Origin of the sequence: Streptomyces sp. NPDC052496, assembly GCF_040679095.1 — a bacterium.
Classification (GTDB): domain Bacteria; phylum Actinomycetota; class Actinomycetes; order Streptomycetales; family Streptomycetaceae; genus Streptomyces.
This window is the reverse complement of sequence record NZ_JBFAUH010000002.1, coordinates 423,297-444,531: the sequence shown is the minus strand read 5'-3', so window position 1 is coordinate 444,531 and position 21,235 is coordinate 423,297. Positions and strand designations below refer to the sequence as shown.

19 protein-coding genes are annotated in these 21,235 nt (G+C 71.1%); all 19 read right to left on the bottom strand.

Features of this window, described 5'->3' with window-relative positions; translation table 11 throughout:
- Window positions 1–48: 48 nt before the first annotated feature.
- Window positions 49–864: a F0F1 ATP synthase subunit delta gene (locus AB0L45_RS05400; protein ID WP_365836317.1), complete on the bottom strand. Its 816-nt coding sequence runs from the start codon at window positions 862–864 to the stop codon at window positions 49–51.
- On the bottom strand, window positions 861–1,427 hold the full coding sequence (locus AB0L45_RS05395; protein WP_365836315.1) for a F0F1 ATP synthase subunit B: 567 nt from the start codon (window positions 1,425–1,427) through the stop codon (window positions 861–863). Before AB0L45_RS05395 ends, AB0L45_RS05400 begins: the two co-directional genes overlap by 4 nt.
- Window positions 1,428–1,471: 44 nt before the next feature.
- Window positions 1,472–1,714 (bottom strand): ATP synthase F0 subunit C, encoded by a 243-nt coding sequence (gene atpE / locus AB0L45_RS05390; protein WP_030595669.1) that lies wholly within the window; start codon window positions 1,712–1,714, stop codon window positions 1,472–1,474.
- Window positions 1,715–1,793: 79 nt separating this feature from the next.
- Window positions 1,794–2,591: a F0F1 ATP synthase subunit A gene (gene atpB / locus AB0L45_RS05385; RefSeq protein WP_030022193.1), complete on the bottom strand. Its 798-nt coding sequence runs from the start codon at window positions 2,589–2,591 to the stop codon at window positions 1,794–1,796.
- 279 nt (window positions 2,592–2,870) lie between these two features.
- Window positions 2,871–3,308, bottom strand: a complete 438-nt coding sequence (locus AB0L45_RS05380) for a hypothetical protein (RefSeq protein WP_365836313.1) — start codon at window positions 3,306–3,308, stop codon at window positions 2,871–2,873.
- A gap of 290 nt (window positions 3,309–3,598) precedes the next feature.
- Complete coding sequence (locus AB0L45_RS05375) at window positions 3,599–4,981, bottom strand: MraY family glycosyltransferase (RefSeq protein WP_365836311.1); 1,383 nt, start codon at window positions 4,979–4,981, stop codon at window positions 3,599–3,601.
- A 99-nt stretch (window positions 4,982–5,080) separates the two neighbouring features.
- Complete coding sequence (glyA, locus tag AB0L45_RS05370) at window positions 5,081–6,418, bottom strand: serine hydroxymethyltransferase (protein WP_365836309.1); 1,338 nt, start codon at window positions 6,416–6,418, stop codon at window positions 5,081–5,083.
- 232 nt (window positions 6,419–6,650) lie between these two features.
- A complete protein-coding gene (locus tag AB0L45_RS05365) occupies window positions 6,651–7,313 on the bottom strand; it encodes a protein-tyrosine-phosphatase (RefSeq protein ID WP_365836307.1) in 663 nt (220 codons plus the stop codon).
- The gene (locus AB0L45_RS05360) at window positions 7,310–7,957 is read right to left on the bottom strand and encodes an L-threonylcarbamoyladenylate synthase (RefSeq protein WP_365836305.1); all 648 of its coding nucleotides are present in this window, start codon (window positions 7,955–7,957) and stop codon (window positions 7,310–7,312) included. Before AB0L45_RS05360 ends, AB0L45_RS05365 begins: the two co-directional genes overlap by 4 nt.
- Before the next feature lie 53 nt (window positions 7,958–8,010).
- Window positions 8,011–8,850 carry a peptide chain release factor N(5)-glutamine methyltransferase gene (prmC, locus tag AB0L45_RS05355; RefSeq protein ID WP_365836385.1) on the bottom strand — a complete coding sequence of 280 codons (840 nt, stop codon included), beginning with the start codon at window positions 8,848–8,850 and terminating at the stop codon, window positions 8,011–8,013.
- A gap of 112 nt (window positions 8,851–8,962) precedes the next feature.
- Complete coding sequence (gene prfA, locus AB0L45_RS05350; protein ID WP_365836303.1) at window positions 8,963–10,042, bottom strand: peptide chain release factor 1; 1,080 nt, start codon at window positions 10,040–10,042, stop codon at window positions 8,963–8,965.
- 175 nt (window positions 10,043–10,217) lie between these two features.
- The gene (gene rpmE, locus AB0L45_RS05345; RefSeq protein ID WP_003981327.1) at window positions 10,218–10,442 is read right to left on the bottom strand and encodes a 50S ribosomal protein L31; all 225 of its coding nucleotides are present in this window, start codon (window positions 10,440–10,442) and stop codon (window positions 10,218–10,220) included.
- A 173-nt stretch (window positions 10,443–10,615) separates the two neighbouring features.
- Complete coding sequence (locus AB0L45_RS05340; protein ID WP_365836301.1) at window positions 10,616–11,740, bottom strand: LCP family protein; 1,125 nt, start codon at window positions 11,738–11,740, stop codon at window positions 10,616–10,618.
- 384 nt (window positions 11,741–12,124) lie between these two features.
- The gene (gene rho / locus AB0L45_RS05335; protein WP_365836299.1) at window positions 12,125–14,173 is read right to left on the bottom strand and encodes a transcription termination factor Rho; all 2,049 of its coding nucleotides are present in this window, start codon (window positions 14,171–14,173) and stop codon (window positions 12,125–12,127) included.
- Window positions 14,174–14,534: 361 nt separating this feature from the next.
- Window positions 14,535–15,452 carry a homoserine kinase gene (thrB, locus tag AB0L45_RS05330; RefSeq protein WP_125054241.1) on the bottom strand — a complete coding sequence of 306 codons (918 nt, stop codon included), beginning with the start codon at window positions 15,450–15,452 and terminating at the stop codon, window positions 14,535–14,537.
- Between the two features lie 398 nt (window positions 15,453–15,850).
- Window positions 15,851–16,927 (bottom strand): threonine synthase, encoded by a 1,077-nt coding sequence (gene thrC, locus AB0L45_RS05325; RefSeq protein WP_365836297.1) that lies wholly within the window; start codon window positions 16,925–16,927, stop codon window positions 15,851–15,853.
- 8 nt (window positions 16,928–16,935) lie between these two features.
- Entirely contained in the window at window positions 16,936–18,264 is a 1,329-nt protein-coding gene (locus AB0L45_RS05320; RefSeq protein WP_365836295.1) for a homoserine dehydrogenase, read from the bottom strand.
- A 208-nt stretch (window positions 18,265–18,472) separates the two neighbouring features.
- Entirely contained in the window at window positions 18,473–19,864 is a 1,392-nt protein-coding gene (lysA, locus tag AB0L45_RS05315) for a diaminopimelate decarboxylase (protein ID WP_365836293.1), read from the bottom strand.
- A gap of 63 nt (window positions 19,865–19,927) precedes the next feature.
- The gene (gene nrtL / locus AB0L45_RS05310) at window positions 19,928–21,160 is read right to left on the bottom strand and encodes an ArgS-related anticodon-binding protein NrtL (RefSeq protein WP_365836291.1); all 1,233 of its coding nucleotides are present in this window, start codon (window positions 21,158–21,160) and stop codon (window positions 19,928–19,930) included.
- Between the last annotated feature and the right edge of the window lie 75 nt (window positions 21,161–21,235).

The following is a 21,235-nucleotide window of genomic DNA, read 5'->3' as shown; positions in this document are numbered from 1 at the left end:
CACGGCCCAACTCGGGCCGCCGTACTACTTCTTGAGTTGGTGGGTGGGTCAGCCGGCCATCCGCCGGGACGCCTCTTCGAGGCGTGCCGCGATGCTGCCGTTGATGACCTCGTCGCCGATCCGGACCTGGACGCCGCCGAGGACCTCGGGGTCCACGTCGAGGTTCAGGTGGACCTGCCGTCCGTACACCGACGCCAGGGCCGCACCGAGGCGCTGCCGCTGGGTGTCGCTGAGCGGGACCGCGGAGGTGACGACCGCGACCATCCGGTCGCGGCGCGCCGCGGCCAGCTTGGACAGGGCGTTCAGCCCTGCTTCCAGGCTACGGCCCCGCGGCTGTGCGACAAGCCGGACCACGATGCGCTCGGTGACCGGGTTCGCCCGGCCGCCCAGCAGCGAGCGCAGCAGCTCGGCCTTGGCCGGGCCCTGCGCGTTGCGGTCGGTCAGTGCCGCGCGCAGCTCGTGCGACGAGGCGACGATCCGGTCGAACCGGAACAGCTCGTCCTCGACGTCGTCGAGGGCGCCCGCCCGCTGTGCCGCGACGAGGTCGGCGCTGTACGCCAGCTCCTCGGTCGCGTCCGCCAGGTCGCGCGAGCGCGACCAGCGGGAGCGGACCATGCCGGAGAGCAGGTCGACGGTCTCGCCGCCGACCTGGCCGCCCAGCAGGCGCCCGGCCAGCTCGGCCTTGGCCTCGCCGGCCTGCGCCGGGTCGGTCAGGACCCGACGCAGCGACACCTCACGGTCGAGCAGAGCGGTGACGGCAGCCAGCTCCTCGGCGAGCTTCGCCGCGTCGACGACCGTGTTGTCGGTCAGCGCGTCGAGCTGCTCGCGTGCGGAGGCGAGTGCCTCGCGGCTCGCTCCATTCATCGGCCGGCCTCTGCCTTCGTCGAGTCCGACGCCGCCTTGGCCTCAAGCTCGTCGAGGAAGCGGTCGATGGTCCGGCTCTGGCGGGCGTGGTCCTCGAGGGACTCGCCGACCAGCTTGCCCGCCAGCTCCGTGGCGAGCTTGCCCACGTCCTGGCGCAGCGACTGCGCGGCCTGCTTGCGGTCCGCCTCGATCTGCGCGTGGCCGGCCGCGATGATCTCCTCGCGCTGCCGCTGGCCCTCGGCACGCATCTCGGCGATCAGGGTCGCTCCCTGCTCCTGCGCCTCCTGGCGCAGCCGGGCGGCCTCGTGGCGCGCGTCGGCGAGCTGGGACCGGTAGTCCTCCAGGACCTGCTGGGCTTCGGCCTGTAGGGCCTCCGCCTTCTCGATACCGCCTTCGATCTGCTCGCGGCGCTGGTCCAGAACGTTGTTGATGTTCGGGAGAAGCTTCTTCGCGAGGAAGCCGAAGACGATGAAGAAAGCGACCAGGCCGATGACCAGCTCTGGAATCGGCGGGACGAGGGGGTTCTCAGGAACCTCCGCCGCCATGTTCACCAGGGCGCTCACATCAATGCCTTCCGTCTAAGTGGCGTCGTCGGTGCGTTCCGTGGTCAGGCCGACGGGTACGCGTAACCCATGACGATGCCGATGAGGGCGAGCGCCTCACAGAAGGCGAAGCCCATGATCTGGTTGGTGCGGATCAGGCCGGCGGCCTCGGGCTGACGGGCCAGGGCCTGGGTGCCGTTACCGAAGATGATGCCGACGCCGACGCCGGGGCCGATGGCGGCGAGGCCGTAGCCGATCGAAGCGACGTTGCCAGTGAGGCCGGCGGCGAGTTCGAGAGTCGCGGACATGCCGTGTCTTCCTTCTCTTTCATGGACCGGTGGGGGTTGGCCACCGGACGTCTGGTGGGACTGCTGGGTTCCTGGGGGCTCAGTGGTGCTCGGCGAGCGCGCCCTGGATGTAGTTACAGGCCAGGAGCACGAAGATGTACGCCTGAATGGCCTGGATGAAGAGCTCGAAGGCCGTCATCACGATGGTCATGACGAACGAGACGCCCGCGTAGGCGATGCCGATGCCGTTCAGCAGGTACCAGCTGGCGACCGTGAACATCAGGATGAGCATGTGGCCCGCGAACATGTTCGCGAACAGCCGGACCGCGTGCGTGAAGGGCCGGATGATCAGGTGCTGCAGCAGTTCCAGGAACATGATCAGCGGGAGGACCCAGCCGAGCGACTTGTCGTAGCCGGTGAGGTTCTTCAGACCGCCGACGAAGCCCTGCCGCTTGAACGTCAGCACGAGCCAGGTGATGTAGACCACCAGGGCCAGACCCATGGGGAACGCGATGACCGACGTCACCGGGAACTGGGCGACCGGAATGATCGACCACAAGTTCATGATCCACACGAAGAAGAACAGCGCGACCATGAAGGGGACGAACTTCTCGCCCTCCTTCTTGCCGAGCGCGTCGTAGACGAGCCCGCGGCGCACGAAGTCGTAACCCGCCTCACCGATCATCTGCAGCTTGCCGGGCACCACCTTGGCGCGGCCGAAGGCGGCCCAGAAGAACGCCACGATGATCACCGTGCTGACCAGGGCCAGCAGCATCGGCTTGTTGAACTCGTAGCCACCGATGGTGAAAAGGGGCTCGAAGACGAACGAATGAAGGCCCGGGGCCTCGAAGCCACACCCCGGGATGAAGAGGTGGCACTCCGTGTCGAGGGCGAGCATCGTTTCAGCACTCACCGCGAGCTCCTTCAGCGTGGCGCATGGGTACGGCAACCTCGTTGTGTCGGCGCGGCATTGAGCCACGGTGCGGCACTGGACTGGTCTTACGGATGGGGGGGCGGCTGACCGGCACGGGGCCGGATCGGTTCACAGGCGTCGGCCGGACGTGCCACCGGTTCCCTGACTCGGGACCTGGAAGCTCAGCCGCCTGCGCCGACTGCGCCGCAGTTGGCACCGGACGATAGCAGGCTCTCGCGTGGGCTTTTATTCCGGCCCTACGGCTCACGTCCGCGACCCCGTGGTTTCCGCCTTCTTGGACTCGGCGGATTCGGGATTCACGTAGAGAACCTTTGCCTTCATATAGCTGCGGGCCTGGAAGGCGATCCATACCAGGACGGTCGCGAGCAGGGTGAAGGCGAACGCCCTGACGTTGAAGAGCGTGGTGTCCTTGAAGACGATCATGAAGATCGCGACGGCCAGGATCTGCACCGCGTACAGCAGCAGTCCCATCATCTGGAACAGATCCGGGAGGCGCTTCGCGGTCTGCTGGAGGACCACCAGACCCGACCCCATCAGCACCAGCACCAGCACCGTTCCGATGGCAGCACCGATCGCGCCCTGCCCGCCCGCGACCACGGCGCTGATCACGACGCCGACGGCGCCGGTGGCAAGCGAGGGTACGGAGACATTGGCAAGTAGGCGGGCGTCAGTGGACTGCATGGCGGCGCTCCGGCAAGAAAATGGGGGTGGTGTCGTCAAGGACGAGCGTAGACCCGGCCTGAGGGAGATCCTGAGGCCGAAAGACCGTCGCACTTCGGTCCTTCGGCTCTGTCGCCGGGTTTCGTGAACGGTATCACAAACTATTTGATGAGGTCTTTACCTGCTCGGTGTGCTACCCGTCACACGTGAGCAGTAATCCGCGCGTTGGAGCGCGACACGGCGGCGTTCTGTCTGCTATGCGGCCCAATGGGGGCATTTTCGAGCGTCGCTCGTACGAGCGAAAACTCGCCTCAGCGATGACTTCCGGCCTTACGCCGATCGGTGAACCGCGACCGGTCGCCGATCGCGGTCGCCCCGTTGACGCCCGCCGGCACCGGCTGCCGCTCCCGTTCCGGAGCGCCCTCCGCGTCCGGCGCCCCCACGCCGTCCAGCTGCCCGGCCGCGTCGACCGCCGCGCTCTCCTCGGCCGCCGCGGCCACGGCCGCCGCCTGCACGCTGCGCCGGTACCGCGGCGGAACCATCCACTCCATCCAGCGCGGCGCCCGCGGCGTGAACCGCGGCAGCAGCAGGAGCACCAGCCCGATCGCGCTCAGCAGCACGATGCCCATCACGACCCACACGCTCGCGTTGTTGACCGAGTACGCCACGGCGCCGAAGGCGATCAGCGCGGACCAGAAGTACATGATCAGGACGGCCCGGCTGTGCGAGTGGCCGATCTCCAGCAGCCGGTGGTGCAGGTGGCCGCGGTCGGCGGCGAACGGCGACTGGCCCTTCCACGTACGGCGCACGATGGCCAGCACCAGGTCGGCGACCGGCACCGCGATGATCGTCAGCGGCAGCAGCAGCGGGATGTAGACCGGCACCATCGCGTGGGTGGCCTCGCGGACGCTGCCCGCCTTCAGGTTGAGCAGGTCGGGGTCGACCTGACCGGTCACCGAGACCGCGCCGGCCGCCATGACCAGCCCGATCAGCATCGAGCCCGAGTCGCCCATGAAGATCCGCGCCGGGTGCATGTTGTGCGGCAGGAAGCCCAGGCACATGCCCATCAGGACGACCGAGAACAGCGTCGCGGGCGCGGCCGCCTCGATGCCGTACCCGAACCACATGCGGTACGCGTACATGAAGAAGGCCGCGGCGGCGATGCACACCATGCCGGAGGCCAACCCGTCCAGGCCGTCCACGAAGTTGACGGCGTTGATGGTGATGACGACCAGAGCCACCGTCAGGAGCGTGCCCTGCCAGGGGCTCAGCGAGACGGTGCCGATGCCCGGGACCGGGATCCACAGGATCGTCAGGCCCTGAAGGACCATCACACCGGCGGCGATCATCTGCCCGCCGAGCTTGACCAGCGCGTCCACGCCCCACTTGTCGTCCAGCACGCCCAGCACCCAGATCAGCGCGGCGCCGGACAGCAGCGCGCGCGGCTCGTTGGAGTGCTCGAAGACGGACTTGAGGTTGGCGAGATGGGCCGCGACCAGCAGGCCCGCGCACAGTCCGCCGAACATGGCGATGCCGCCGAGGCGCGGGGTGGGTTCGCGGTGCACGTCGCGCGCGCGGATCTCCGGCATCGCGCCGGCCGCGATGGCGAACTTCCGCACCGGCCCGGTCAGCAGGTAAGTGACCGCGGCCGTGACGCACAGCGTCAGCAGGTATTCACGCACGGGCTGCCCCATTGGTATCGCTGGCCATCACAGCCACACACCATATGCGTGTCCGCCCCCTATCCGTGAACGTAAGGGAAGACAACCCCGTCGTGTGAATGGTTCCAGGTCTCAGCGCGGATCGGGATAAGGGGGAAAGCGCCGGACCAATGCCGCGGTCGCCGCGCGGGCCTGCGGGTCCTGCCGTACGGCCGCCGCGATCAGCGCGCCGACCCGCACCGCCTCGTCCTCCCCCATGCCCTGGGTGGTCAGGGCGGCGGCGCCCAGGCGCAGCCCTGGCCGGCGTCCGGACGGGTCCTCGGCGCACGGCAGGGCGCAGGTGTCCAGCACGATGCCGGCCGCCGCGCAACGCCCTCTGGCCGTACGGGCGTCCGCGCCCAGCGGCGCCGGGTCGGCGGTGATCAGGTGGGTGTCCGTACCGCCGGTGGTGACCGGCAGGCCCTCCGCGGCCAGCGAGGCGGCCAGGGCCCGCGCGTTGGCGACGACCTGCCGGGCGTACGCCGCGAAGGCGTCGGTGGCGGCCTCCCCGAAGGCCACGGCCTTGGCGGCGACCGCGTTCATCTGGGCGCCGCCCTGCGTGAAGGGGAAGACGGCCCGGTCGATGCGCTCGGCCAGCTCGGCGCCGCACAGGATCATGCCGCCGCGGGGGCCGCGCAGCACCTTGTGGGTGGTCGCGCACACCACGTCCGCGTACGGGACCGGGCTGGGCGCCAGGCCCGCGGCGACCAGCCCGATGGGGTGCGCGGCGTCCGCGATCAGATACGCGCCCACCTCGTCGGCGATGTCCCGGAAGGCGGCGTAGTCCAGGTGCCGCGGGTAGCAGATCGAGCCGCAGACGATGGCCTTGGGACGGTGGGCGCGGGCCAGCGCGCGCACCTCGTCGTAATCGAGCAGGCCGGTGTGCGGGTCGACGCCGTACCCGGCGAAGTCGAACCAGCGGCCGGAGAAGTTGGCCGGGGAGCCGTGGGTCAGGTGCCCGCCGTGCGGCAGCGCCATGGCCAGGACGGTGTCGCCGGGGCGCAGCAGGGCGGCGTACGCGGCCAGCACGGCCGAGGACCCGGAGTGCGGCTGGACGTTGGCGTGCTCGGCGCCGAACAGGGCCTTGGCACGTTCCACGGCGACCCGCTCGGCGAGGTCCACGACCTCGCACCCGCCGTGGTGCCGGGCGCCCGGGTACCCCTCGGCGTACTTGTTGGCGAGCGGTGAGCCGAGGGCGGCCAGCACGGCCCGGGAGGCGAAGTTCTCGGCGGCGACGAGCTGCAGCCCGTCGCCCTGCCGGGCCGCCTCGGCGAGCAGCATCCCGGCGATCTCGGGGTCCTGCTCCAGCAGCCCGGCGAAGTCGGGGCTCCAGGAGGGCGGCGGGTGTCCGCCGTACCCGGTACCCGGCACGGGCGCCTCCCTCCGGGCAGCCGTGGTCGCGCTCCGGGATGACGTGGTGGTGGCGGGCATGGCGTGCTCCGGGCCTCGTACGGGGACGTGCCTCCCAATGTAGGCGCGGTGCGTCGTCCGGGCGCGGCGGATGGCGCCGGCGGGTGCCGGGGCCCACCGGGGCGACGGCACGACGGGCCGGAGCAGCCCTCCGGGGCGGCTTTCGCAGCTCTGTACGAAGCCGGCGCCGCGGCCCTCAGAACGCCCTCCACGGCCTCCCTGGCCCGCGTTCCCGGGCCTGCCGCCCACTACCTCAGGCGCGGGCCGGAACTCCCGTCAGGGCCGTCACCACGGGGTCCAGGGCCTGGTTGATCTCGTCGCCGATGGAGCGGAAGAACGTGATGGGCGCGCCGTACGGGTCGTAGACCTCGTCCGCCTCCGGGTTCGGCGCCAGCAGCCAGCCGCGCAGCGCGGCGGCCGCGCCGACCAGGGCGCGGGCGCGCTCGACCAGCCCGCCGCCGGGCAGCGCCGGGTCGGGCTCGGGCAGCGTCGCCGGGTCTATGGCCCGTACCAGCCGGTTGAACTCCTTCAGCGTGAAGGTGCGCAGCCCCGCCGAATGGCCCATGGAGATGACCTGGGCGCGGTGGTCACGGGTGGCGGTCAGCACGAGGTCGGCGCGGATGACGTGCTCGTCCAGCAGCTCGCGGCCGGTGAAGTCGGCCGGATCGGCTCCGTAATCGGCCAGAACCGTGGCGGCGTGGGTCTCCATGGGCGCGCCTTCGTGGCCCCAGGTGCCGGCGCTCTCCACCACCAGGCCGCCGCGGTCCGCGCCCAGCCGCAGGTCGAGGGCGTGCCGGTGCAGCCGCTCGGTGATGGGCGAGCGGCAGACGTTGCCGGTGCTGACGTGGAGGATGCGGAACGTGCGGCAGCTGTCCTCTGGGGATCCCGCTATGCCACGCCCGAGGGGCGCAATCAATTCGCCACCTCAAGCCCGGGGGCCACCTTGCGCAGCTCCTCCGCGCTGATCGCGCCCTCGCGCAGCAGCAGCGGCGTCGGCCTGGTGACGTCCACGATGGAGGACGGCACGGCGGCGGGGGTGGGGCCGCCGTCCAGGTAGACGGAGACGGAGTCGCCGAGCATCTCCTGGGCCGCGTCGCAGTCCTGCGGCGACGGGTGCCCGGTGAGGTTGGCGCTGGAGACGGCCATCGGGCCGAACTCGGTCAGCAGCTCGATGGCGACCGGGTGCAGCGGCATGCGGACCGCGACCGTGCCGCGGGTCTCCCCCAGGTCCCAGGTCAGCGACGGCTGGTGGGTGGCGACCAGGGTGAGCGCGCCGGGCCAGAAGGCGTCGACCAGCTCCCAGGCCTGCTCGGAGAAGTCCGTGACGAGCCCGTGGAGGGTGTTCGGGGAGCCGACGAGGACCGGGGAGGGCATACCGCGCCCGCGCCCCTTGGCCTCCAGCAGGTCACCGACGGCCTCGGCGCTGAACGCGTCCGCGCCGATGCCGTAGACGGTGTCGGTCGGCAGCACGACCAGCTCGCCGCGGCGGACGGCCGATGCGGCCTCGCGCAGACCGGTCGCGCGGTCGGTCGCGTCGCTGCAGTCGTAACGCCGTGCCATTTAACGGACCTCCTCGTGCGGAACAGACAGATGACTCGTGGGGGCCGGGCTCGTCATGGCGTCGCCCTGCGCGCGGTGGCGAAGCGGGGCCGGTTGTTCAGGTCGGGGTGGTCGGCCGCGTCGGCCCAGCCCCGCTCCTCGGTGAAGATCCACGGAACCTGGCCGCCCTGGGTGTCGGCGTGCTCGATGACCACGACGCCGCCGGGCCGCAGCAGCCGGTGCGCGGTCCGCTCGATGCCGCGGATGGTGTCCAGGCCGTCCTGGCCCGAGAACAGCGCGAGCTCGGGGTCGTGGTCGCGTGCCTCGGGTGCGACGTACTCCCACTCGGTCAGCGGGATGTACGGCGGGTTGGAGATGACCAGGTCCACCTGGCCGTCCAGCTCGGGAAGCGCGGTCAGCGCGTCGCCCTGCTGGAGAACGACGCGGGAGCCCTCGACGTTCTTGCGGGCCCACTGCATGGCCTCGTCGGACAGCTCCACGGCGTGCACGCGCGAGCGCGGCACCTCCTGGGCCAGGGCGAGCGCGATGGCTCCGGAGCCGGTGCACAGGTCCACGATGAGCGGTTCGACGACGTCCATGGCCCGTACGGCGTCTATCGCCCAGCCGACGACCGACTCGGTCTCCGGGCGGGGTACGAAGACGCCGGGGCCGACGTGCAGCTCCAGGTAGCGGAAGAAGGCGCGCCCGGTGATGTGCTGGAGCGGCTCACGGGCCTCGCGGCGGGCGATCGCCTCCCAGTAGCGGGCGTCGAAGTCCGCGTCGGGAACCCGGTGCAGTTCACCGCGCTTGACGCCGTGGACGTGCGCGGCGAGCTCCTCCGCGTCGAAGCGCGGTGAGGGTACGCCGGCGTCGGCCAGCCGCTGGGTGGCCTGGGCCACCTCGGCGAGCAGCACGGTGCGGGGGTTGGGCCCGCGGCGGGGCCGCTGGGGGTCGTGACCCCCGGAAGGCGACGGCACGCTGTTCCTCCGGCTCGTTCTACGGGCGTGTTACGGGCGTTCTGCGGGCTTACTGGGCGGCGGCCAGCTTGGCGGCCGAGTCGGCGTCGACGCACGCCTGGATGACCGGGTCGAGGTCGCCGTCGAGCACCTGGTCCAGGTTGTACGCCTTGAAGCCGACGCGGTGGTCCGAAATGCGGTTCTCCGGGAAGTTGTACGTCCGGATGCGCTCGGAGCGGTCGACGGTGCGGACCTGGCTGCGCCGGGCGTCCGACGCCTCCTTCTCAGCCTCCTCCTGGGCGGCGGCCAGCAGCCGCGAGCGCAGGATGCGCAGGGCCTGCTCCTTGTTCTGGAGCTGGCTCTTCTCGTTCTGGCAGGAGACGACGATGCCGGTGGGCAGGTGGGTGATGCGTACGGCGGAGTCGGTGGTGTTGACCGACTGGCCGCCGGGGCCCGACGAGCGGTAGACGTCGATGCGCAGGTCGTTCGGGCCGATCTCGACCTCGACCTCCTCGGCCTCGGGCGTGACGAGCACGCCGGCGGCGGAGGTGTGGATGCGGCCCTGGGACTCGGTGGCGGGCACCCGCTGGACGCGGTGCACGCCGCCCTCGTACTTCAGGCGGGCCCACACGCCCTGGCCGGGCTCGGTGGCGCCGTTGCCGCCCTTGGTCTTCACGGCGACCTGGACGTCCTTGTAGCCGCCGAGGTCGGACTCGTTGGCGTCGAGGATCTCGGTCTTCCAGCCGACGCGCTCGGCGTAGCGCAGGTACATCCGCAGCAGGTCGCCGGCGAACAGCGCGGACTCCTCGCCGCCCTCGCCCGCCTTGACCTCCAGGATGACGTCCTTGTCGTCGCTGGGGTCGCGCGGGACGAGCAGCAGCCGCAGCTTCTCGGTCAGCTCCTCGCGGCGCGCTTCGAGGTCCTTGACCTCGTCGGCGAAGTCGGGGTCGTCGGCGGCCAGTTCGCGGGCGGTGCCGATGTCGTCGCCGGTCTGCTTCCAGGCGCGGTAGGCCGCGATGATCGGGGTCAGTTCGAAATAGCGCTTGTTGAGCCGCTTGGCCTCGCGCTGGTCGGCGTGGACCGCGGGGTCGGCCAGTCGCTTTTCAAGGTCGGCGTGCTCGCCGATCAGTTCTTCGACCGCCTCGAACATCGTGGGGGTTCCTCACCTGGCTGAGTCTTCCGGGATCCGGGGGTTCCCGGTTGCCGGCACCTGTGCGGCGTGCGCCGCGGCCCGGGACCTCCGGCGGGGTCCGTGGCCTGGACGACAAAACGCCGGTCCGCCGCCCCTTCGCGGGGGCGGGACGGAACCGGCGCCTTGCGGGTCGCTACTTCTTGGCGGAGCCGGCGGCCTTGCCGAAGCGGGCCTCGAAGCGGGCCACGCGGCCACCGGTGTCGAGGATCTTCTGCTTGCCCGTGTAGAACGGGTGGCACTCGGAGCAGATGTCGGCACGGATGGTGCCGCCGGCCACGGTGCTACGGGTGGTGAACGACGCGCCACAGGTGCAGCTGACCTGGGTCTCGACGTACTCCGGGTGGATGTCGCGCTTCAAGGGAATCTCCTAGGTTCGGGAGGGCTCCGGGTCGTTCCGCGGATTGCGGCGCGTGAACCGGGGCCGACGGTCCAGTCTGCCAGGACTGGCCTCATCTCCCAAAACCGGGGTGCTCCGGGATGTATTCCCAGCGGCCGGACGGTGCGGGGAGCGGGCCTGAGGGAACGATTCCGCTACTTCACGTAACTGTCGGTTCCGCCCTTGTCACCTGCGGAATCCTTGATCGCTTCCTTCGGGATGTCCTGATCCTGGCGCAGCGCGTCCCAGACCTGGCGCGACTGCTTGTCCAGCGGCAGCACACGGGACGGGTTCTTCGGGTCGTACGTGACCGGCAGCGTCACCATGTCGATGTTCTCCGACCCGATGCCGCCCATCTCCTTGGCGAGGCCCATGAGCGCGTTGACGGAGTTCAGGTCGGTGTCGGTGGTGATGGCCTTGGTCGCGGTGTCGGCGATGCCGTAGAGCTTCGTCGGGTTCGACAGCAGCCCGATGTTCTTGACCTGCTTCATCAGTGCCTTGATGAAGGTCTGCTGGAGCTGGATGCGGCCCAGGTCGCTGCCGTCGCCGCCGGGCACGCCGTGCCGGGTCCGGACGAGGCCGAGGGCGTCCTCACCGTTGAGGGTGTGCTTGCCGGGCTCCAGGTTCAGGTGGCTCTTGTTGTCGTGGATGGGCTTGGTGGTGGTGATGTCCACGCCGCCGAGGGCGTCGATGAGCTTCTTGAAGCCGGTGAAGTCGACCTCGACGAAGTGGTCCATGCGGATGCCGCTCATCGCCTCGACGGTCTTGACCGCGCAGGCCGGCCCGCCGACCTCGAAGGCGGTGTTGAACATCGCCTTGCGCTGGCCGGGTATGTTCTTGCCGTCCTTGGTGCAGTCCGGGCGCTCGACCATGGTGTCGCGCGGGACGCTGACCACGCTGGCCTTCTTGTGGCCCTTGAAGACGTGCACGATCATCGCGGTGTCGGAGCGGGCGTTGCCCCCGTCGCTGCCGTACTCGCTGTTCTTGCCCGCCCGGGAGTCCGAGCCCATGACGAGGATGTCCATCGACCCGTCGTCGTGGTCCTTGGGCCGGTCCTTGCCCAGGGCGGCGTTGATGTCGACGCCCTTCAGGTTGCCGTTGAGTTTGAAGTAGACGTAGCCGAGTCCCGCGCCACCGAGCAGTACGCAGCTGACCAGCGCGCACACGGTGATCGTCAGGGCGCGGCGGCGCCGGGTCGGGCCCTTGCGGCGGCGGCCCGTGGCACGTATGCCGCGGGAACGGCCCTTGGCCGTGTTCGCGGCGCTGCTGTCGTCCGCCATCTGCTCCTCAGTCCTCGTTCTCTCGGCTGCCCCACGCCGTCGCCGTGCACTGCCCGGCCCAGACTTGTTGCGCCTTGAAAGACGGGGGGCTGACCGGAAGGGTTGCACAACGGGGTTGAGAGCCATTCTTAGAACCGGGCCCGCGCCGGCTCCGGCCAAAAGTCGACTTTTGCCCGGGTGACCAGGTATTTCGTCCGGACCCGGAAAGCGGAGTGACGGCCTCCGCGGCCGGTGCGCGTGTGCGCAAGGCAACAATCTGCGGGTTTGTACGGGGAGCACGAAGCCCTCCCGGTCACCGAAGTGACCAGGAGGGCTCAGCCGAGCGGCTACGGCCGCGTCCGGCGCCTGTACGGGCGCCGGCGGGCCGTTCGCAGGGGGCGGGCGTCAGTCGTTGCCGTTGCCGTTGCCCATGCCGGGGGTCGTCTTCTGGATCTGGAGCAGGAACTCCGCGTTGGACTTCGTCTGCTTCATCTTGTCCAGCAGCAGCTCGATGGCCTGCTGCTGGTCCAGGGCGTGCAGCACCCGGCGCAGCTTCCAGACGACGGCCAGCTCGTCGCTGCCCATCAGGATCTCTTCCTTACGGGTGCTGGACGCGTCCACGTCCACCGCCGGGAAGATGCGCTTGTCCGAGAGCTTCCGGTCGAGCTTGAGCTCCATGTTGCCGGTGCCCTTGAACTCCTCGAAGATCACCTCGTCCATCCGCGAGCCGGTCTCGACCAGCGCGGTGGCCAGGATGGTCAGCGAGCCGCCGTCCTCGATGTTGCGCGCGGCACCGAAGAACTTCTTCGGCGGGTACAGCGCGGTCGAGTCGACACCACCGGACAGGATGCGGCCCGAGGCGGGCGCCGCGAGGTTGTACGCACGGCCCAGACGGGTGATCGAGTCCAGCAGGACGACCACGTCGTGCCCCAGCTCCACCAGGCGCTTGGCGCGCTCGATGGCCAGCTCGGCGACGGTGGTGTGGTCCTCGGCCGGGCGGTCGAAGGTCGAGGAGATGACCTCGCCCTTGACCGACCGCTGCATGTCGGTGACCTCTTCCGGACGCTCGTCGACCAGGACGACCATCAGGTGGCACTCGGGGCTGTTGCGGGTGATCGAGTTGGCGATCGCCTGCATGATCATGGTCTTGCCGGTCTTCGGCGGGGCCACGATCAGACCGCGCTGGCCCTTGCCGATCGGCGCGACCAGGTCGATGATCCGCGGCGTCAGCGCGCCCGGCTCACCTTCCAGGCGCAGCCGCTCCTGCGGGTACAGCGGCGTCAGCTTGCCGAACTCCGGGCGGCCGCGGCCCTGTTCGGGCGCGACGCTGTTGACGGTGTCCAGGCGCACCAGCGCGTTGAACTTCTCGCGCCGCTCGCCCTCGCGGGGCTGGCGGACCGCGCCGGTGACGTGGTCACCCTTGCGCAGGCCGTTCTTGCGGACCTGGGCGAGCGAGACGTACACGTCGTTCGGGCCGGGCAGGTAGCCGGACGTCCGGATGAACGCGTAGTTGTCCAGGATGTCGAGGATGCCCGCGACGGGGATCAGCACGTCGTCGTCGGAGACCTGCGGCTCGTTGCCGAAGTCCTCACGGCCGCGGCGGCCCCGGCGGTCCCGGTAACGGCCGCGGCGCCCGCGGCGCCCGCCCTCGAAGTCGTCCCCGTCCTCGTCCGCCCGGCGGTTGTCCCGGTTGTCCCGGCCGTCGCGCTGCTGACGGTTGCCGCCCTGCTGGTCGCCGCCGTCGTTGTTCTTGCTGCGGCGGTCGCGCTGGCCGCGCTCGCCACGCTCACCGCGGCCCTGGCGGTCGCCCTTCTGGCCGCGGTCCTGGCGGTCCCCGCGGTCCTGGCGCTCGCCCTTGCCCTGGCGGCCCTCGGCGCTGTCCGCCGCGGCCTCGGCCTTGGCGTCCTCGCGCGGCGCCGTACGGGTCTCGGCCTTCGGCTCGGTCCGGCCCTCGGCCTTCGCCTCACCGGCGCTGTCGGGGCTGCCCGCGGCGGCGGTGGCGCGGCGCCGGCGGCGCTCGCCGGCCGGCTGCTCGTCGCTCGGCTGGCCGGGGATGTCGATCTGCTGCTGGCCGGCGCCCTTGTCGGCGGCGGCCTTGCCGTCCGCCTTGCCCGTGGCCTTGGCGTCGCCGTCCTCGCCCGTACGGGCCTTGGAGGTCGCCCGGCGCTTGGGCTTGGTCTCGGTCTCTGCGGGCGCGTCGCCCTTGGCAGCGGCGCCGGAACCGGAGCCGGCGGCCTGCTTCTCCTTGATGACCTCGATCAGCTGGCTCTTGCGCATCCGCGCGGTGCCCTTGATACCGAGGCTGGAGGCGACCTGCTGCAGCTCTGCCAGGACCATGCCGTCCAGGCCGGTGCCGGAACGGCGGCGCCGCGCAGGCGCGGCGGGAGCGTCCGTGGCGGGCGCGGTGGCACTGCCATCGGTGCGTACGCCCATCAGATCGGTGGTGTCGCTCACGAAGGGTCCTTCCCTGGAGCGGGCGTCGGCCTGTCTGGCTCGGCGACCGGTTGTGCTGTCCGGCTGCGGTCCCGTACTTGCGGACCTGGCCGGGGCGGTGGTCCCGCCGGAAATGGCGGAGAGATCAGTTCATGGTTCCGGCGCGAAGAGATGTCTGTGACTCATGTCCGTCACGCCGATTCCGGAGCGTGCTCGCTTCTGCTCAGGCAACTGCTCCAAGCAGTTTGGGAGGCTCCCGGAAGAAAGGTGGTCCCGATGGGGGACACGGAGTACCGCGCCGCTGAGGCGTCACGTACTCACTTGAGGTTAACACTACCGGATCCAACAAACATTCCCCCTCTCGAAGACCGGCAATCGTCGATCACCCGGCGAGCGGCAGCACCGAAGTACCCGCCGCGTCGAGGGCCAGCCGGTTGGCCGCCCACCCCTCGCCCGCGAGGCCGGCGACCTTGTCGGCCGCGTCCTCCTGGACCAGCGCGAGGACCGTGGGGCCCGCGCCGGAGACGACCGCGGGGACGCCGTCCGCCCGCAGCCGGTTCACCAGGGCCACGCTCTCGGGCATCGCGGGAGCACGGTACTCCTGGTGAAGTCGGTCCTCGGTCGCGGCCAGCAGCAGCTCGGGGCGCCTGGTCAGGGCCTCGACGAGCAGTGCGGCGCGGCCGGCGTTGGCCGCCGCGTCCACGTGCGGGACGGTGCGCGGCAGCAGGCCCCGGGCGGTCTCGGTGAGCACCGGCTTGCCCGGTACGAAGACCACCGGAACGATGGAATCGGCGGGATCCATCCTGATCGCCCGCGCGGATCCGGTATCGGTCCAGGCCAGCGTGAAACCGCCGAGCAGACAGGCGGCGACGTTGTCCGGATGGCCCTCGATCTCGGTGGCCAGTTCGAGCAGCGCCGCGTCGTCCAGCTTCTGTTCGGCCCCTATGGTCACCGCGCGGGCGGCGACGATGCCGGCGCAGATCGCGGCGGAGGAGGAGCCCAGGCCGCGGCCGTGCGGGATGCGGTTGGCGCACACGATCTCCAGGCCGCGCGGCTGCCCGCCGAGCAGGTCGAAGGCGGCGCGCAGGGACCGTACGAGCAGGTGGCTCTCGTCGCGCGGCAGGGTCTCGGCGCCCTCACCCGCGATGTCGACGTGCAGGCCGGAATCGGCCACCCGCACCACGACGTCGTCGTACAGGCCCAGGGACAGCCCGAGGGCGTCGAAGCCGGGACCGAGATTGGCGCTGGTCGCGGGGGTGCGCACCCGGACGGCGGCGGCGCGGAACGCTGGACCGGCCATCGCTCGATGACTCTCCTTGATGTGATGCTGCGGCACTGCCCCGGAGCGCCGCGGCACCTGGGTGCCCGGCCGGCTCATGGGGACCGTTCTGACCTGCCCTGCACACCACTGCGGCATGCCGTGGGGAGGGGAGTTGGCTGCCAGCCTATCGAAGGAAGGTTCTGTGGCGACATAGGGCGCACAGGAGGCGCACGATGCGTGTCGCGCGCTGCCCGCGGCCGGCAGCCGTCTTTGCAGCCTTTGCAGGGTTTGCTCCGTCCGAGGTTACGGGGTTCCTGCGGGCTCCGTAACCCCTTTCGCGCGGTGTCGCACCTGCGGTCGCCGCGCGCTGTCGTACGGGGGGCGGGCACCCGGCCGCGGGAGACGGCCGGGTGCGTCGCGCCGTACGGAACGGTGTCCTACGCGAGGCCGAGGCGCTCGGCCGCGGCGTCCGCGTCGACCGGGACGGTGACCGGCTGCGGGGCGCCCGCGACGGCCCAGTCCGGGTCCTTGAGGCCGTTGCCGGTGACCGTGCAGACGATGCGCTGGCCCGGGTCGACCTTGCCCTCGTCGGCGGCCTTGAGCAGGCCGGCCACCGAGGCGGCCGAGGCGGGCTCCACGAAGACGCCCTCCTGGGAGGCCAGCAGCCGGTAGGCGGCCAGGATCTGACGGTCCGTCACCTCGTCGATGAAGCCGCCGGACTCATCCCGGGCGCGCTCGGCGAACTGCCAGGAGGCCGGGTTGCCGATCCGGATGGCGGTCGCGATCGTGTGCGGATCCTTGACGACTTCGCCACGTACGATCGGCGCGCTGCCGGACGCCTGGAAGCCCCACATGCGCGGGGTGCGCGCGGCGATGCCGTCGGCGGCGTACTCCTGGTACCCCTTCCAGTACGCGGTGATGTTGCCCGCGTTGCCGACCGGCAGCACATGGATGTCCGGCGCGTCGCCGAGCATGTCGACGATCTCGAAGGCGGCGGTCTTCTGGCCCTCGATCCGTACCGGGTTGACGGAGTTCACAAGTGCGACGGGGTACTTCTCGGAGAGGCCCCGGGCCAGCGTCAGACAGTCGTCGAAATTCCCGTCGACCTGGAGGATCTTGGCGCCGTGCACCAGCGCCTGGCCCATCTTGCCGAGCGCGATCTTGCCCTGCGGCACGAGGACGGCGCACACCATCCCGGCCCGTACGGCGTACGCGGCCGCCGAGGCGGAGGTGTTGCCGGTCGAGGCGCAGATGACCGCCTTGGCGCCCTCCTCCTTGGCCCGGGTGATGGCCATGGTCATGCCGCGGTCCTTGAAGGACCCGGTGGGGTTGGCGCCCTCTACCTTGAGATGCACCTCACAGCCCGTGCGCTCGGAGAGCACCTGGGCGGGCACCAGCGGCGTACCGCCCTCACGCAGCGTGACGACCTCGGTCGACGCCGCGACCGGCAGCCGGTCCCGGTACTCCTCGATGATTCCGCGCCACTGACGGCTCGCGGTGGAAATGGCAGACATGGGTTCCTTTACTCCCCTTCGACCCGCATGATGCTGGCGACGCCCCGGACGGTGTCCAGGTCGCGCAGCGCGCCGACGGTCGACGACAGGGCGGCGTCGGCCGCCCGGTGCGTGACGACGACGAGGGACGCCTCTCCCCCGTTCACGGTCTCACCGGAGCGGGCGGCACCCCCGTCCTTGCTCTGCTGGCGGACCGTGTCGATGGACACGCCGTGCTCGGCGAAGACCGTGGCGACCTGGGCGAGGACACCGGGCTTGTCGGCCACGTCCAGGCTGATGTGGTAGCGGGTGACGACGTCACCCATCGGGCCGACCGGCAGCTGCGTGTACGCGGACTCGCCGGGGCCGGTGGTTTCGGCCAGCTTGTTGCGGCAGACCGCCACCAGGTCGCCGAGGACCGCGGAGGCGGTCGGCGAGCCGCCCGCGCCGGGGCCGTAGAACATCAGCTGGCCGGCGGCCTCCGCCTCCACGAAGACCGCGTTGTACGCCTCGCGTACGGAGGCCAGCGGGTGCGTCAGCGGAATCATCGCGGGGTGCACGCGCGCGGTGACCGAGGCACCGTCGGCGGCCCGCTCGCAGATCGCCAGCAGCTTGACCGTGCAGCCCATCCGCTTGGCGGAGGCGATGTCGGAGGCGGTGACCTCGGTCAGCCCCTCGCGGTGCACGTCGTCGATGGTCACCCGGGTGTGGAAGGCGATACCGGCCAGGATGGCGGCCTTGGCGGCGGCGTCGAAGCCCTCGACGTCGGCGGTCGGGTCGGCCTCCGCGTACCCGAGGGCGGTGGCCTCGTCCAGCGCTTCCGAATACCCCGCCCCGGTGCTGTCCATCTTGTCCAGGATGAAGTTCGTCGTCCCGTTGACGATGCCCAGCACCCGGTTGACCTTGTCGCCGGCCAGCGACTCGCGCAGCGGCCGGACCAGCGGGATCGCGCCGGCCACGGCGGCCTCGTAGTACAGGTCGGCACCGTTGGCCTCGGCGGCGGCGTGCAGCGCGGCACCGTCCGCGGCGACCAGCGCCTTGTTGGCCGACACCACACTCGCACCGTGCTCGAACGCGGTGGTGATCAGGGACCGGGCGGGCTCGATCCCGCCGATCACCTCGACGACGACGTCGATGTCGTCCCGTTTGACCAGCTCTTTCGCGTCAGTGGTGATCAGCTCCGCGGGAACCCCGGCACGCACCCGGTCCGGGCGGCGCACCGCGATCCCGGCCAGCTCGACCGGCGCGCCGATGCGGGCCGTGAGGTCGTCGGCGTGCGTCGTCATGATGCGCGCCACCTCTGAGCCGACCACTCCACAGCCCAGCAGCGCCACCTTCAGCGGACGCGTACGCATCATTCGACCTCTTTCACTTTCCTGCTCGGTCTGCACCAGTCTCACGCACCGGACCGGGAATTCCGGCCCCGGTCCGGATACCGAGACATCTGTTCCACCATTGTCGGTCACCCGGCGGGGGTGGGGGACACCGGGCGGGCAGGCGGGTCCTGTGCCCGGCGGGTCCGGCTCCGCCGGGAGCCGGACCCGCCCTCCGGTACCGCGCCCGTCGTCACCCCACGTCGAGGCGGAGCAGGTCCTCCTCCGTCTCCCGCCGCACGATGACCCGGCCGGCTCCGTCGCGCACCGCGACCACCGGCGGGCGCAGCGCGTGGTTGTAGTTGCTCGCCATCGACCGGCAGTACGCGCCGGTCGCGGGCACCGCGAGCAGGTCACCGGGGGCCACGTCGGCGGGCAGGAACGCGTCCCGTACGACGATGTCGCCGCTCTCGCAGTGCTTGCCGACCACCCGCGAGAGCATCGGCGGGGCGTCCGAGACCCGCGAGGCCAGCGCCACGCTGTACTCGGCGTCGTAGAGAGCCGTACGGATGTTGTCCGACATGCCGCCGTCGACGGAGACGTAGGTCCGCAGCCCGTCCAGCTCCTTGACCGTGCCGACCTCGTACAGGGTGAAGGCGGTCGGCCCGACGATGGCGCGGCCCGGCTCCACGGACAGCCGCGGCACGGCCAGCCCGGCCGCCGCGCACTCCCGCGTCACGATGTCGCCCAGCGCCTTGGCGATCTCCTGCGGCTCGCGCGGGTCGTCGTCCGAGGTGTACGCGATACCGAGCCCACCGCCCAGGTCGATCTCCGGCAGCTCCACGCCGTGCTCGTCCCGTACCTCGGTCAGCAGCTGCACCACGCGCCGCGCGGACACCTCGAACCCGGCCATGTCGAAGATCTGCGACCCGATGTGCGAGTGGATGCCGGACAGCTCCAGGCCGTCCAGCTTCAGCACCCGCCGTACGGCCTCCGCGGCCTGCCCGCCGGCCAGCGCGATGCCGAACTTCTGGTCCTCGTGCGCGGTCGCGATGAACTCGTGCGTATGGGCCTCCACGCCCACCGTCACCCGGATCTGCACCCGCTGCCGCTTGCCCAGCCGGTCCGCGATGTGCGCCACCCGCACGATCTCCTGGAACGAGTCCAGCACGATCCGCCCGACCCCGGCCTCCACGGCCCGGGTGATCTCCTCGATGCTCTTGTTGTTGCCGTGCAGCGCGATCCGCTCGGCCGGCATCCCCGCCGCGAGCGCGGTGGCCAGCTCGCCACCGCTGCACACGTCGAGGTTCATCCCTTCCTCCGCGAGCCAGCGCACCACGGCCCGCGAGAGAAACGCCTTCCCCGCGTAGAAGACGTCCGCCTCCGTCCCGAAAGCGTCCTTCCAGGCCCGGCACCGGGCCCGGAAGTCCTCCTCGTCCAGGAAGTAGGCGGGCGTGCCGAACTCCTCGGCGAGCGCGGCGACGTCGACCCCGCCGACGGTGACCTGCCCGTCCTCGTTCCGGCTGACCGTACGGGACCACACCCGCGGGTCGAGAGTGTTCAGGTCGGTGGGCGGAGCGGAGTAGTGGCCCTCGGGCAGGACGTCGCCGTGGCGGGGGCCTGCGGGGTGTGCGGAGCGGCTCATGGCGTGGAGGTTCCCCTCGAGTACGGGTCCGGCGCCGCCGCGCGTAGGGCGCCGCCGGATGGTTCACAGACGTTCGGGCGTGGAGATGCCGAGCAGGTGCAGGCCGTTGGCGAGCACCGTTCCGGCGGCTTCGGCGAGGGCCAGCCGGGCACGGTGCACGGCCGAGGGTTTCTCCTCCCCGACGGGCAGCGGCGGACACACGTCATGACATCGCAGCCAGGCGTCGGCGGTCACTTCCAGATGCCGCGCGATCCGGTCCGGCGCGCGGTGCCGGGCGGCGGCCTCGACGACCCCCGGAAATTCGGCCAGCGCGGCCCAGACCTCCCGGGCCTCCCGGCCCTGCCACCCGTCCCCCGGATCCCCCGGCTCGGCCACGAACCCCAGCTCCCGGGCGTTCCGCGTCATCGCACACGTACGCGCATACGCGTACTGCACCCGGAACCGGCCGTTGCTCTCCCGCTGCACCGGCCGCCCGGGCACGCGCACAGCGTCGTGCGGGGCGGGCCGCAGCAGGACCCAGCGGGCTTCATCGGGGCCCAGGCGGGCGGTGAGGGCGGGCCAGTCCCCCAGGTTTCCCTCGACGGGACGGGGACGGATCACCTCGGGCGCCGTCCCCGCGGTCCGCTTCACGTCGGCCGTGGAACCGGCCCCCACACCCCCCGCCGGCAAAATCCGCTCCAGCGCTTCCACCATGACCGCAGCACGCACCCCCGGAGCAGCTCGCAGCACCACCGGGCCCTGGCCGTGGCTCTGCGACTGGCCCTGGTCCTGCCCCTGGGAGTGGCTCTGCGGCTGGCCCTGGCCCTGGTCCTGGCCCTGCCCCTGGCCGTGGCTCTGCGGCTGGCCTTGATCCTGGCCCTGCCCCAGATCCTGCCCTTCCCCCTGATGCTCACCGCCGCCGTGCCCGCCGCGGGCGCATCCGTACCCCCGCCCCTCAGCGATCACACTCGCCACGAACCCGGCGCGGGCGGGCCCCGTCAGCCTCACGTTCAGAAAACCGGCCCCGGCGATCTCCACAGCGCCGACCCCAGGCACCCCCACCAGCCGTTCACGCAACACCCGCGCCACCTCACGCGGCGGCCGCCGGGCCTCCTTGGCGACCTGCAACGCGACATTGCACGCCAAATCCGCTTCCCGGCCGCCGTCACCGTCACGGTCGCCGCCACCGCCGGCGCCACTCCGCAAGGCGGGCGCACGCACCACGACCCGCTCCGGAACGGTCACGGAGAGTTCTCCGTCCTCCACAGCGCCACGCACGGAGCGCAGAACGGCGCGGGAGAGCTCAGCGGGGGTCACGCCCCAAGCCTATGAGAGAAACAACCCCCCACCGCCACCCGGTTTCACCCACCGGACACCCCACACCCCTCACAC

What these genes read in the sequence shown, in the direction of transcription:
- atpE (WP_030595669.1), bottom strand. Translation starts at nt 1,714, where the DNA reads ATGTCCGCGACTCTCGAACTCGCCGCCGGCCTCACTGGCAACGTCGCT.
- AB0L45_RS05380 (WP_365836313.1), bottom strand. Translation starts at nt 3,308, where the DNA reads ATGCAGTCCACTGACGCCCGCCTACTTGCCAATGTCTCCGTACCCTCG.
- atpB (WP_030022193.1), bottom strand. Translation starts at nt 2,591, where the DNA reads ATGCTCGCCCTCGACACGGAGTGCCACCTCTTCATCCCGGGGTGTGGC.
- AB0L45_RS05340 (WP_365836301.1), bottom strand. Translation starts at nt 11,740, where the DNA reads ATGGCGGACGACAGCAGCGCCGCGAACACGGCCAAGGGCCGTTCCCGC.
- AB0L45_RS05375 (WP_365836311.1), bottom strand. Translation starts at nt 4,981, where the DNA reads ATGGGGCAGCCCGTGCGTGAATACCTGCTGACGCTGTGCGTCACGGCC.
- AB0L45_RS05320 (WP_365836295.1), bottom strand. Translation starts at nt 18,264, where the DNA reads ATGATGCGTACGCGTCCGCTGAAGGTGGCGCTGCTGGGCTGTGGAGTG.
- AB0L45_RS05360 (WP_365836305.1), bottom strand. Translation starts at nt 7,957, where the DNA reads ATGGCACGGCGTTACGACTGCAGCGACGCGACCGACCGCGCGACCGGT.
- lysA (WP_365836293.1), bottom strand. Translation starts at nt 19,864, where the DNA reads ATGAGCCGCTCCGCACACCCCGCAGGCCCCCGCCACGGCGACGTCCTG.
- AB0L45_RS05400 (WP_365836317.1), bottom strand. Translation starts at nt 864, where the DNA reads ATGAATGGAGCGAGCCGCGAGGCACTCGCCTCCGCACGCGAGCAGCTC.
- glyA (WP_365836309.1), bottom strand. Translation starts at nt 6,418, where the DNA reads ATGCCCGCCACCACCACGTCATCCCGGAGCGCGACCACGGCTGCCCGG.
- thrB (WP_125054241.1), bottom strand. Translation starts at nt 15,452, where the DNA reads ATGGCCGGTCCAGCGTTCCGCGCCGCCGCCGTCCGGGTGCGCACCCCC.
- thrC (WP_365836297.1), bottom strand. Translation starts at nt 16,927, where the DNA reads ATGTCTGCCATTTCCACCGCGAGCCGTCAGTGGCGCGGAATCATCGAG.
- prfA (WP_365836303.1), bottom strand. Translation starts at nt 10,042, where the DNA reads ATGTTCGAGGCGGTCGAAGAACTGATCGGCGAGCACGCCGACCTTGAA.